The organism is Mycobacterium sp. NGS67 (assembly GCF_059812185.1).
In genome coordinates this window covers 20728-32511 of record NZ_JCALCF010000019.1, presented here as the reverse complement: position 1 = coordinate 32511, position 11784 = coordinate 20728, and the positions used below count along the sequence as shown (strand labels likewise).

Annotated in this window: 12 protein-coding genes; 8 read left to right on the top strand and 4 right to left on the bottom strand. The window is 66.6% G+C overall.

Features of this window, described 5'->3' with window-relative positions; all coding sequences use genetic code 11:
• Nucleotides 1-360 precede the first annotated feature (360 nt).
• Together AC5Y4D_RS17935 and AC5Y4D_RS17930 are read left to right on the top strand one after the other, a co-directional pair.
• The gene (locus tag AC5Y4D_RS17935; protein WP_500037778.1) at nt 361-2100 is read left to right on the top strand and encodes a DUF3556 domain-containing protein; all 1740 of its coding nucleotides are present in this window, start codon (nt 361-363) and stop codon (nt 2098-2100) included.
• Complete coding sequence (locus tag AC5Y4D_RS17930) at nt 2097-2885, top strand: SDR family NAD(P)-dependent oxidoreductase (RefSeq protein WP_500037777.1); 789 nt, start codon at nt 2097-2099, stop codon at nt 2883-2885. Before AC5Y4D_RS17935 ends, AC5Y4D_RS17930 begins: the two co-directional genes overlap by 4 nt.
• Before the next feature lie 54 nt (nt 2886-2939).
• Here AC5Y4D_RS17930 and AC5Y4D_RS17925 read toward each other — a convergent pair whose 3' ends face one another.
• Nucleotides 2940-3167, bottom strand: coding sequence for a DUF3618 domain-containing protein (locus AC5Y4D_RS17925; RefSeq protein WP_499945652.1), 228 nt, complete (start codon nt 3165-3167; stop codon nt 2940-2942).
• Between the two features lie 96 nt (nt 3168-3263).
• On the opposite strand from AC5Y4D_RS17925, the gene bcp reads away from it, so the two are divergent.
• Nucleotides 3264-3737: a thioredoxin-dependent thiol peroxidase gene (gene bcp / locus AC5Y4D_RS17920; protein WP_500037776.1), complete on the top strand. Its 474-nt coding sequence runs from the start codon at nt 3264-3266 to the stop codon at nt 3735-3737.
• Nucleotides 3738-3750: 13 nt separating this feature from the next.
• Entirely contained in the window at nt 3751-4137 is a 387-nt protein-coding gene (locus AC5Y4D_RS17915; protein ID WP_499945654.1) for a hypothetical protein, read from the top strand.
• Here AC5Y4D_RS17915 and AC5Y4D_RS17910 read toward each other — a convergent pair.
• Complete coding sequence (locus AC5Y4D_RS17910; protein WP_500037775.1) at nt 4107-5474, bottom strand: dipeptidase; 1368 nt, start codon at nt 5472-5474, stop codon at nt 4107-4109. The two genes, AC5Y4D_RS17915 and AC5Y4D_RS17910, sit on opposite strands and share 31 nt — an antisense overlap.
• Before the next feature lie 63 nt (nt 5475-5537).
• On the opposite strand from AC5Y4D_RS17910, the gene AC5Y4D_RS17905 reads away from it, so the two are divergent.
• From AC5Y4D_RS17905 to AC5Y4D_RS17890, 4 genes are read left to right on the top strand one after another with little or no spacing between them, the layout of a single operon-like run.
• On the top strand, nt 5538-5900 hold the full coding sequence (locus AC5Y4D_RS17905; RefSeq protein ID WP_500037774.1) for a hypothetical protein: 363 nt from the start codon (nt 5538-5540) through the stop codon (nt 5898-5900).
• Between the two features lie 28 nt (nt 5901-5928).
• Nucleotides 5929-7071, top strand: coding sequence for a MacS family sensor histidine kinase (gene macS / locus AC5Y4D_RS17900; RefSeq protein WP_500037773.1), 1143 nt, complete (start codon nt 5929-5931; stop codon nt 7069-7071).
• A complete protein-coding gene (locus AC5Y4D_RS17895) occupies nt 7064-7720 on the top strand; it encodes a response regulator (RefSeq protein ID WP_500037772.1) in 657 nt (218 codons plus the stop codon). Before macS ends, AC5Y4D_RS17895 begins: the two co-directional genes overlap by 8 nt.
• Before the next feature lie 60 nt (nt 7721-7780).
• The gene (locus AC5Y4D_RS17890; protein ID WP_500037771.1) at nt 7781-9598 is read left to right on the top strand and encodes a DUF2339 domain-containing protein; all 1818 of its coding nucleotides are present in this window, start codon (nt 7781-7783) and stop codon (nt 9596-9598) included.
• A 72-nt stretch (nt 9599-9670) separates the two neighbouring features.
• Here AC5Y4D_RS17890 and qcrB read toward each other — a convergent pair whose 3' ends face one another.
• Nucleotides 9671-11245, bottom strand: a complete 1575-nt coding sequence (gene qcrB, locus AC5Y4D_RS17885; RefSeq protein ID WP_500037770.1) for a cytochrome bc1 complex cytochrome b subunit — start codon at nt 11243-11245, stop codon at nt 9671-9673.
• 135 nt (nt 11246-11380) lie between these two features.
• Nucleotides 11381-11776 (bottom strand): holo-ACP synthase AcpS, encoded by a 396-nt coding sequence (gene acpS / locus AC5Y4D_RS17880; protein WP_500037769.1) that lies wholly within the window; start codon nt 11774-11776, stop codon nt 11381-11383.
• Nucleotides 11777-11784 lie beyond the last annotated feature (8 nt).

Here is an 11784-nt window from a genome sequence, read left to right as displayed (position 1 = left end):
CGCCGTCCCGAGGGACACGGCACAGGCAGCACGCTGCCACTGGATCCTGCGGCTTGTCCACGCGTTGCGGTGTGCGCGTAACCCGAAGCGAGTCCCGGGGTCCGTCGCGGTTGTGCCGCAGCCGCACCCGGTGACACTTGTCGACCGGTGCGAACTGTGTTGACCTACAACATGTTTGGCTTGCTACGGACCGCACGCTGACGCAATTGCCCGTAGCGTCGGCGGCCTGGAGCCGCAAGATGGGATCGCGCTGATCGCAACGAAGCGTGAACCGACCCCGTCGAGTCCGACGCGGGTCTGTCGCGCCGCGCCGGCCGCAGGTACTTTTTCATCACACAGCATGCCGTCGAAGGAGCCGCAATGGGGTTCATCCAGCCGAACCTGCCCGTCGTCGACGTTCCGGAGTGGAGCCGGCGGACACGATCGGAGCGGGTCGTGCCGATGATGCGGCACATCGCGGAGAACGGCTTCGGCACTCCGCTGGTGATGCACGTGATGTACGGAGTGAAGATCGTGCTGTACATCCTGGGCATCTGGGTGTTCGCCTGGACCACCGATGGCATCGGCGGCTTCACCGATGTCACCGCGTGGTGGACCGAGCCGATCGTGTTCCAGAAAGCCGTGCTGTTCACGATGCTCTTCGAAGTCGTCGGACTGGGTTGCTGTGTTGGCCCGCTGGCCGGGCGCTATTTCCCGCCGATCGGTTCGATCCTGTACTGGCTACGACCCGGCACGATCCGGCTACCACCCTGGCCCGGCCGGATTCCACTGACCAAGGGCCACAATCGAAGCCCGCTCGACGCGCTGCTTTACGGCGCGCTGATCACGTTGCTCCTCCTCGCACTGGTCTCCGACGGGGCCGGGCCTATTCCGGCGTTGGGCACGCAGATCGGCGTGCTGTCACCGTGGCAGACGGTCGCGATCCTGTCCGTGCTGGCTGCGCTCAGCGTGCGGGACAAAGTGATCTTCTTGGCCGCCCGCGCCGAGGTGTATGCACCACTGGCGCTGGCCTTTCTGTTCACCGGTGCCGACATCGTGGTCGCAGCCAAGCTGGTCTTCGTCGTGATCTGGATGGGTGCGGCGACGTCGAAGATCACCCGGCACTTTCCGTTCGTGATCTCGACGATGCTGGCCAACAACCCGTTCATCCCGTCTGGGATTCTCAAGACGTCGTTGTTCAAGCGCTACCCGGATGACCTGCGGCCGGGTGCGGTCTCGGGCTTCATCGCTCATTTCTCCACCGCCATCGAAGGACTGGTGCCGCTGGCGCTGTTCTTCTCGCACGGCGGGTGGCCGACGACCATCGCCGCGCTCGTGATGATTGTGTTCCACCTGAACATCCTGCTGGCGTTCCCGATGGGGGTGCCGCTGGAATGGAACGTCTTCATGATCATCGGGGTGCTGTGGCTGTTCGTCGCGCACGCGCCGCTCGGGCTGTCCAGTGTCGGTAACCCGCTGCCGGTGGCCGCGTTGTTCGCCGTCATGGTCGCCACCGTCATCCTCGGAAACCTGTTCCCGCGCAAGATTTCTTTTCTGCCCGGGATGCGGTATTACGCCGGCAACTGGGACACCACCCTGTGGTGCGCGAAGCCGTCCGCCGACGAGAAGATCCGCCTCGGCGCCCGCGCGCTCGGGCCGATGCAGCACTTGCAGCTCGAGCGGCTGTACAAGAGCAAAGACGCCACCCTGGTCCCCCTTCACCTGGCATACGCGTTCCGTGGCATGAACACGCACGGGCGTGCGCTGTTCACGCTGGTGCACCGCGCGCTGGCCGGGTACGACGAGGACGACTACAACCTGTGCGAAGGCGAGACGCTGTGTGCGGTGGCGGTCGGCTGGAACTTCGGCGATGGGCACATGCACAACGAATGCCTCATCGAGGCGCTCCAGGAGCGCTGCGGATTTGAGCCCGGCGAGGTTCGGGTGGTGATCCTCGACGCCCAGCCCATCCACATCCAGCGTCAGGAATACCGCCTCGTTGACGCCGCGACGGGCGAATTCGAGCGCGGCTACATCGAGGTCGACGACATGGTCACCACCCAGCCGTGGGTCGATGATCTCCCGGTGCATGTCACCAGTGGCACGGGCCTGAAGGCATGACGACGGCTCTGGTCACCGGCGCCTCGACGGGTTTGGGCCGCGAATTCGCGGGTCTGTTCGCTGCTGACGGGATCGACGTGGTCGTGGTGTCCAGCGAGCGCAGCGCGGCACAACTGGCTGAATTGGCCGACGAACTGCGGTCCACGCATGGTGTCCGCGTCGACGAGATATCGATGGACTTGTCCCGGGCGGGTGCCGGGGCAGAGCTCGTCGCCCGCGTCGACGAACTCGGTGTCGACGTCGAGTTCCTGGTCAACAATGCCGGTGTCGGGATCTTGGGTCTGAAGATCCAGGAGTGCGACCCGGCGGCGATATCGAAGATGATTCAGCTGAACGTGGTGACGTTGACCGACCTGACCACGTTGTATGCCGCGCGGATGGTGAATGCGGGGCGCGGAGCCATCCTCAACGTCAGCTCGATCGCCGCCTACGTCATTCCGCACGGGCTCGAGGCGGGCTATGCCGCCAGCAAGGCCTATGTGCGCAGCTTCTCCGAGGCGGTGGCTGCCGACCTGCACGGCACCGGCGTCACCTGCACACACCTGGCGGCGGGTCCGACCCGCACCGAATTCGGGCGCACCGCCGGTGTCGGGGACTGGTCGCGCCTGGATCGCTTCATCATGGACGCCGCGCCGACGGCCCGGGCCGGGTACGACGCGATGCGGGCCGGCCGGGTCACGGTGATGCCGGGAGTAGGCAACAAGATCATGCGCGGGGTCGCGCCGCTGTCGCCGTCACGTCGGCTGAAGGCGCGGATTTCGGGTTACTTCGTGGCGCGTCGGTGAAGTTCGGGCGCTGAATGCGCGGCTGGCGTCACACTCGACGGGAAGCGCGCGGGGTCAGCGGTTCCTGATCTTGTGGATCACCACGATGACGGCGACGACACCTGCCCCGGTCAGCGACACCGTCACGATCGGCTTGTTCAGGAACTCAATCACCTTGGCCTTGACGTCGTCGGCCAGACGGCGAGGATTGGCACGCTCGGCAAGCGAGTCGACGGTCGCCGCGAGCTGCTCGCGGGCCACATCGATCTCCTGCTTGATGGTGTCGGGATCGCGGTCCGCCACGTGTCTGTCCTCCAAGTCAGGCTGGTGCACTGACGAACTACCCTAGAGCAGCTGAGGCAAACCCCGACGCACCGGTGAACCGAAAGGACTCCGCACGTGACTGAGACCGCCCGCCTGGCTGCCGGTGACAAAGCCCCCGCGTTCAGCCTGCCCGACGCTGACGGCAGCAAGGTGTCCTTGTCGGACTTCAAGGGTCGTCGCGTCGTCGTGTACTTCTACCCGGCCGCGTCCACACCCGGCTGCACCAAACAGGCCTGCGACTTCCGCGACAGTCTGTCCGAGTTGGGCGGGGCCGGGATCGACGTCGTCGGCATCTCCCCCGACAAACCGGAGAAGCTGGCGAAGTTCCGCGACGCCGAGAAGCTGACGTTCCCGTTGCTGTCCGACCCCGATCGCAAGGTGCTGACCGCCTACGGCGCGTTCGGTGAGAAGAAGATGTACGGCAAGACGGTCACCGGCGTGATCCGGTCCACCTTCGTCGTCGACGAGAAGGGCAAGATCGAGGTCGCGCAATACAACGTGAAGGCGACCGGACACGTCGCGAAGCTGCGCCGCGACCTGTCGGTTTAATACACTCGACCCCGTGGGGGAAATAGCCGGCTATCACAGCGTCGGACCGGAGCCGTGGCTCACGACGATCGGTGACATCTCAGTCTCCGAGCACTGGGTGTCGACGCCGAGTGGGCCGCACCCGATCCGCGGCTCGGTGTGGACAGTGACAGACATGTCGCGCTACGAGGAGAGCATCTCAACCGTTGGTGTCGTTCTCGCGGTGGTGTTCGTGTGGTTTTGCCTGCTGGGCTTGCTCTTTCTGCTGATGAAGGAACGCAGGCTCGGCGGATTCGTTCAGGTCACCGTGCAAGGCAACGGCTTCTACCACTCCACGTTGATTCCGGTGACGGGCCCGCACTCGGTGATGAACGCTCACCAGGCGGTGAACTACGCGCGATCGTTGGCCGCTGCCGCCTGAGTGTGCGCAAGATTCGCCAGCAACAGCGCCTCGGCGATCGCGGCACGCTCCAGCACGCCCAGGTGCAGGCTTTCGTTGATGCTGTGCGCCTGGGTGCCGGGATCCTCCACCCCGGTGACCAGGATCTTGGCCTGCGGGAACGCCTCGGCGAACTCGGCGATGAAGGGGATCGACCCGCCCATGCCCATGTCGACGGCGTCGACACCCCACGCCTGCCGGAATGCCGCTCGCGCGGCGTCGTAGACCGGGCCGTCGGCGTCGATCGCGTAGGGCTGGCCGATCTCACCGCGCACGACGTCGACCTGGGCACCCCACGGCGTGTGCGCGCGCAGGTGGGCTTCCACGGCGTCCAGGTGCTGCACCGCGTCGCCGCCGGGTGCCACGCGGATGCTGATCTTGGCGCGGGCCCGCGGAATCAGCGTATTCGACGCTGCCGCAACGGATGTGGTGTCGATGCCGATCACGGTGATCGCCGGCTTGGCCCACAGTCGCTGCGGCACCGAACCCGAACCGATCTCGCTCACCCCGTCCAGCAGACCGGAGTCCCTGCGTGCGCGTCCGGGCGGATAGTCGGGGTAATTCAACCCCTCGGTGTCCAGTTCATGCAGACCCTTTACCGCCACGTTGCCGTCGTCGTCGTGCAGGCTGGCCAGCAGTCGCACCAGTACGCTCAGCGCGTCGGGGACCACGCCGCCCCACAGCCCGGAGTGCAGCCCGTGATCCAACGTGGCGACCTCCACCACGCAGTCGGCCATGCCCCGCAGCGAAATCGTCAGCGCCGGCACCTCGGTGCTCCAGTTGTCCGAGTCGGCGATCACGATCACGTCGGCGGCCAGGGCGTCGCGGTGGGCGGCCAGCAACCTGCCCAGGGACGGAGATCCGGACTCCTCCTCGCCCTCCACGAAGACCGTCACACCCACCGGCGGCTGACCGCCGTGCGCCCGAAAGGCCGCCAAATGTGTTGCTATTCCGGCCTTGTCGTCGGCGGTGCCACGGCCGTACAGTCGCCCGTCCCGCTCGGTCGGCTCGAACGGCTGCGACAGCCATTGCCCGCGGTCGCCTTCGGGTTGCACGTCGTGATGGGCGTACAACAGCACGGTCGGCGCCCCCGGCGGCGCCGGATGGTGCGCAATGACGGCTGGGGCGCCACCCTCGCTGACGATGCGCACATCGTCGAAACCGGCCTGCGACAACAGGTCTGCTGTTACCTGCGCGCTACGGCGGACTTCGTCGCGGCGCGCCGGGTCGGCCCACACCGACTCGATCCGCACCAGATCCTCCAGGTCGCGCCGCACCGACGGCAGCACCTCACGCACCCGCTCCACCAGATCAGTCATGGTTCCGAGGCTAGCCACCGCCGTGAGTTGTGGGCCTTCTGATCACCGATAGACTCAGCTGCCATGGAGGCCGAAGGCATCGAGCCGCGTGTCGCCGCTCTGGAAGGCGAGGTGCGCGAGCTGAAACGCCGGGTCCAGGGATCCGAGCGGGACGCCGCGGCCGCTCGCATACTCGCCGGTGCCGCCGATCGCGACGTCAGCGAGTTTCGAGACGAAATCCGGGAGTTCCGGCATGCGGTGGCGGGCAGTTTCAACGCAATGCGGCAGGACTTCGTCGATCTCCGGCAGGAGTTCAACACGCTGCGCGACCACGTCGACCGCGGGTTCACCGAGATGCGCGGCAAGTTCGACGCCGCGGCCGCCGGCCAACAGCAAATCGTGGGACTACTTGACGTAATCGTCGCCGAGCGCCGACGCGAGCAGTGACTTACCCAGACTCATTCAGGTCAAGTCGGTGACCGCCCCCGGTCCCGACCCGACGGCTCCGCTCTGGCGGGCAGCTCAGCTGTTCCGGCTCCTGAGTTGCCTGTATGCGCTGGGCTTCCAGATCGCGGTCAACTCCGATCTGCGCCACCAGGGGTGGGGTTGGACCCTGTTCGCGGTGCTGATCGGCTGGAGTGTCGCCTGCGCGGTCGCCTACCTGCACGGGTTCGGCCGGCGCCCGGCGTGGGTGGTCGCCGAACTCGTCGTCGTCGTGCTGCTCATGCTGTCCACCGAGGTGGTAGCGACCGGGCAGTGGGCGCACAACAATCAGACGTGGCCAACGACGTTGTGGGCCAGCAACGCCACTATCTCTGCCGCGTTGCAGTTCGGTCCGACCGGGGGCATGTTGACCGGGGTTGCGGTGACCGCCAGCAGTGAATTCGTCAAGGGCTACGTCAGCGTCAACCTGGGCCGCAACGCCACCGTCATCGTCGAGTTGGCGGTCGGTCTGGCCGTCGGACTGGCCGCCCGGACCGCGCGTCGCGCCCACGACGAATTACAGCGCGCGGCCCGCCTCTCGGCGGCGGTGGAAGAACGCGAACGGTTGTCCCGCCAAGTCCATGACGGTGTCATCCAGGTGCTCGCGTTGGTCGCCAAGCGCGGCCACGAAATCGGCGGCGCCGCATCCGAACTCGCAACACTGGCCGGCGAACAGGAACGCGCGCTGCGCAAGTGGGTCACCTCGACCGACATGGAGAGCGACTCGGACACCGTAATCGACCTGCGCGGGCTGCTGCGCCGGCGGGAGTCCGACCGCGTGTCGGTGAGCCTCCCGGGAACTCCGGTACCGCTGGCGAACGTAGCGGCGCAGGAACTCGATGCCGCGGTGGGCAATGCCCTGGACAATGTGCGGCTGCATGCCGGTCCGCAGGCACGCGCCTTCGTTCTGCTCGAAGATCTGGGCGATTCGGTCGCAGTCAGCATCCGCGACGACGGGACAGGCATCCCGCCCGGCCGACTGGAGGAAGCGGTCGGCGAAGGACACGTCGGCATCACGAAATCGATTGTAGGACGGTTGAATTCGCTTGGCGGCAGTGCGGATCTGAGTACCGATGTCGGTGACGGCACCGAGTGGGAACTGAAGGTGCCGCGCGGAAAGGGACGGTATGGCTGAACAGAACGACCCTACGGTGATGGTGGTCGACGACCACCCCATCTGGCGCGATGCGGTCGCGCGCGACCTCGCCGACGACGGCTTCGATGTGGTCGCCACCGCCGAGGGTGTGGCCGCCGCACGCCGTCGCGCAGCGGTGGTGAAGCCGGACGTGGTGGTGATGGATATGCGCCTGGCTGACGGGGACGGTGTACAGGCCACGATCGAGGTGCTCGAGGTGTCGCCGTCGACGCGGGTGCTGGTGCTGTCAGCCTCCGACGAACGCGACGACGTCCTGGAGGCCGTCAAAGCCGGCGCGACCGGTTACCTGGTCAAGAGCGCTTCCAAGGCCGAGCTGGCCGACGCCGTGCGCGCCACCGCGGCCGGACGGGCCGTGTTCACCCCGAGCCTGGCCGGCCTGGTATTGGGTGAGTACCGGCGCATCGCACAGAGCCCGGACTCCGGGCCCGCCACCCCCAGCCTCACCGACCGGGAGACCGAGGTATTGCGCTATGTCGCAAAAGGGTTGTCCGCGAAGCAGATTGCCGAGAAGCTGACCCTGAGCCACCGCACCGTGGAGAACCATGTGCAGGCCACGTTCCGCAAGCTGCAGGTCGCCAACCGGGTGGAGCTGACGCGCTACGCCATCGAGCACGGTCTCGACCAGTGACAGGTTTTGGGTAGTCCTACTCATCCGAACACCCGAGGCGCCGCGGCAGGGTGGGTACCCGTGACCCAATCGACTCAGGCTGTTATCAGCCGGCTTTCCCAGGAATTCGACGCCCTATCGCGGCAGATGTCGCGAGTCTCCGGTGAGCTGGGCCAGCTCAATCGGCTGATCTCCGAACCCGCAGCCACACCCCCGCCACCGCCGGCACCGGTATTCGTCCCACCGCCAACGCCCGCCCAGGCCGTCCCCTACTGGCAGAACTACTGGCACGGTTGGGCACCACCGGCAGCCACCCCGCGCCCCCCGCTACCACCGCGCCCATCCGCTCCCCCGCCCGCGCCCCCGCCACCCGTCCCGTCGGACAACGCCGAATCCAATTGGATCGGCAAGCTGCTGGCCGTTGCCGGTGTGGCCGTCACGCTGATCGGCGTGGTCCTGCTGCTCGTCCTGGCGGCGCAGGCCGGCCTGCTGCGACCGGAAATCCGGGTCGCCGGCGGCTGCGCGTTGGCGACGGCACTCGTCGCTGTGGGCGCCCGGTTGCGTGGCCGTCCCGGCGGACGGGTCGGTGCGATCGCGTTGGCGGCCACCGGTATTGCCGCGGCCTACCTGGACGTGATCGCGGTCGTGACGATCTACAAATGGGTGCCCGCATCGATGGGGCTGGTGCTGGCCGCCGTCGTCGGCGGAGCGGGCCTGATCCTGGCCCGGCGGTGGAACTCCGAACATCTGGCACTGCTGGTGCTGGTCCCGTTGATCGGCCTGGCGCCCGTGCTCACCCGCGGTGTCGACCTGCTTCTCGTCAGCTTCATGCTGGCACTGTCGGCCGCCGCGCTGCCGGTGCAGGTGGGCAAGGACTGGATCTGGATGCACGCTGCCCGGATGGCGGCCACGACGTTGCCGCTGTTGCTGGCGCTGGTAGCGGTCAGCAGGCACGACAACGCCTGGCTGGTCGGTGGCGCCTGCGGCGTCGCGGCCCTGCTCGCCATCGTCAGCGGCCTGGTCCTGTTGCCCAGCACCACCCACGCGACGGCACTGGCGCTGGCGACCGCGGCGGGCACGCTGCCAGTACTGGCCAGCGCAGTCGGAGTCAATCACGTTCTGGCAGCTGTCCTTTCCGCGGCCCTGGCCGCCGGGATGCTCAGCGTCACCCTGCTCGGCAAACCGCCGCGAGTGGTCGGCCAGATTTGGTCGGCGTGGTCGGCGATCGCAGCGTTGATCGCTGTCACCGTCGCGTTCGACGGCTACGTGGCCGGCCCGTTGCTGCTTGCGCTGGCAGTCGCGGTCGGCATCGCCGGCCGGCGAGACGTCGTAGCACGCTGGGCTGCAGCGGGATTCGGCCTCATCGGTACCGGCCTGTTCTACAGTCACGCACCTCTGCGCGCGCTGGTGCGGGCCACCGCGATGCCGACTGCGGTGGCAGTGTCAACCCTGGCGGCCAGTCTGCTCGTCATCGCCGTGGCGGTCGTATTGACCCGCGCCTTCCTAGCTTCCGATGCCGCGGGTCTGCTCGTCGCGGGGGCGGGGTCGCTGATCGTCTATGCCGTCACCGCGTTCACGGTGACCGCCGGTGTGCTGGTCGGCGGTACGGGCGGCGGCTTCCTCGCCGGACACATGGCGGCCACCATCTGCTGGATCGCCATGGCCGCAGCGCTTTTCGTCTACGCGCTACGACGGGGACAGGACCACCGTCATGAGGCGGTCACCGCCGGACTGGCACTCACCGGGGCGGCCACTGCCAAGTTGTTCTTGTTCGACTTGGCCACGCTGGACGGCATATTCCGGGTGGCGGCGTTTATCGTCGTGGGCCTGGTGCTGCTGGGCATGGGTTCGGGTTACGCTCGCAGCCTCGCCTCGGCCCGCACTGAGACAGCCAGTTAACTGCCCTGCACCCAGATTGAGAATCTGCAGCCTGAGTTCGAGTGCAGCGCTGCAGATTTTCAATCTCGGGCGCTATCTAAGTGGCCGGGCTGAGCGCTCGCGCAGTGCGGTGAGCGTGCGGCGCTCCGCGACGTGCTCGGCCTCAGCGAGCGCCGCCGCCTCGTCCGCCGGATCGGCGCGCAGGAAGCTGCCACTACCGGGCCTGCCACCAGCGCCCAGCTTGTTCATCTTCTTGGGCACCGGTGCTCGCTGATACTCGAGGGGCCTCGCGCCCAGCGGCTGATGCAGTTCGATGTAGGCGCCGTGCGGCAGCCGCTTGATAATGCCGGTCTCCACACCGTGTTCGAGCACCTCGCGGTCGCTGCGCTGCAACCCGACGCACCACCGGTAGGTGATGAAGTAGACCAACGGCGGCAGGATCACCATGCCGATCCGCCCGATCCAGGTGGTTGCGTTGAGCGAGATGTGGAACGTCAACGCGATGATGTCGTTCATCGCCGCCAGGGTCAGCACCAGATAGAAACTGATGGCCATCGCCCCAATCGCGGTGCGCACCGGCACATCTCGCGGCCGCTGCAGCAGATTATGGTGCGCAGTATCACCGGTGAAGCGCTTCTCGAGGAAGGGATAGCTGGTCAGCAGGACGAAGACCAACCCCATGATCAATGCAACCCCGACGGTGGCCGGCACCGTGTAATGGCCGATGTAGATCTCCCAGGCCGGCCACAATCGCTGCAGGCCGTCCGGCCACATCATGTAGAAATCGGGCTGCGAACCGGCCGACACCTGAGAAGCCTTGTAGGGCCCCAGGTTCCAGATCGGATTGATCTGCAGCAGCCCGCCCATCAGGCCCAGCACGCCGACGACGCTTGCGAAGTAGGCGCCGGACTTGACCGCGAACGTCGGCATCACCCGCACGCCGACCACGTTGTGCTCGGTGCGCCGCGGTCCCGGGAATTGGGTGTGCTTCTGGAACCACACCAGCGCCACGTGCACCCCGATCAGCGCCAGGATGATCCCGGGCAGCAACAGCACGTGCAACGCGTACAACCGCGGGATCAGGATGGTGCCCGGGAAGTCACCGCCGAACAGTGCCCAATGCAGCCACGTCCCAATCACCGGCAATCCCAACGTGATCGACGACAACGCAGCGCGCAGGCCGATGCCGGACAGCAGGTCGTCGGGCAGCGAATAGCCGAAGTATCCCTCGAACATGGCCAGGATCAGCAGCAGTGACCCGATCACCCAGTTGGCCTCGCGCGGCCGCCGGAACGCGCCGGTGAAGAAGACTCGGGCCAGGTGCACCATGATCGACGCGGCGAAGAGCAGCGCGGCCCAGTGATGGACCTGACGCACGAACAGCCCGCCGCGCACTTCGAACGAGATGTTCAGCGTCGACTCGTAGGCCCGGGACATTTCCACGCCCCGCAGCGGCTGATACACGCCGTCGTAGGTGACTTCGGTCATCGACGGGTCGAAGAACAGCGTCAGATAGATGCCCGTGATCAACAGGACGATGAAGCTGTACAAGGCGATTTCACCCAGCAGGAACGACCAGTGCGTGGGAAAGACCTTGTTGAGCTGACGGCGCAGTGCGGCAGACGGGTGATACCGGGTGTCGATCTCTTCGAGGTCCACGGCGACCATCCCCTCATTACTACAATGCGTAGTACCACAAACTGTAGTACTTGAGGCCGCGGGAGTAAATAGGTTCGCGAGCAGACGCAGAATCGCACGAATTGCGCTCGCTCAGCGCGATTCTGTGTCTGCTCGCGAGAGGGGCTAGGGATTGGTCTCCAGGATGGCGACGGCGGCTGCGGTGTCGGCCTCATGGGTGAGCGACACGTGGATCGTCACGTCGGCGAGATGCTTGGCGATCTCCCCGCTCAGCCGCACCCGCGGCCTACCCCACATGTCGGTGACCACCTCGATGTCACGGTGGATGTCCTCGGGCAACACCGGCCGCTGCGCGAACCGCGAACCCGACCACGCCTTGATCACGGCTTCCTTGGCCGCCCAGCGCGCGGCCAGGTGACGCGCCGCCGACGAGCTCTTGTCGGACGCGTCGCGACGCTCACCCGGCGTGAAGGTCTCGGCGAACACCGTTCCCGGTTGGTCGACCTGCTCGGCGAAATCGGGAATGGACACAAGGTCGATCCCGATTCCGACGATGCCCATGGGTGGTG

What these genes read in the sequence shown, in the direction of transcription:
- AC5Y4D_RS17935 (WP_500037778.1), top strand. Translation starts at nt 361, where the DNA reads ATGGGGTTCATCCAGCCGAACCTGCCCGTCGTCGACGTTCCGGAGTGG.
- AC5Y4D_RS17930 (WP_500037777.1), top strand. Translation starts at nt 2,097, where the DNA reads ATGACGACGGCTCTGGTCACCGGCGCCTCGACGGGTTTGGGCCGCGAA.
- AC5Y4D_RS17910 (WP_500037775.1), bottom strand. Translation starts at nt 5,474, where the DNA reads ATGACTGATCTGGTGGAGCGGGTGCGTGAGGTGCTGCCGTCGGTGCGG.
- AC5Y4D_RS17905 (WP_500037774.1), top strand. Translation starts at nt 5,538, where the DNA reads ATGGAGGCCGAAGGCATCGAGCCGCGTGTCGCCGCTCTGGAAGGCGAG.
- AC5Y4D_RS17895 (WP_500037772.1), top strand. Translation starts at nt 7,064, where the DNA reads ATGGCTGAACAGAACGACCCTACGGTGATGGTGGTCGACGACCACCCC.
- qcrB (WP_500037770.1), bottom strand. Translation starts at nt 11,245, where the DNA reads ATGGTCGCCGTGGACCTCGAAGAGATCGACACCCGGTATCACCCGTCT.
- acpS (WP_500037769.1), bottom strand. Translation starts at nt 11,776, where the DNA reads ATGGGCATCGTCGGAATCGGGATCGACCTTGTGTCCATTCCCGATTTC.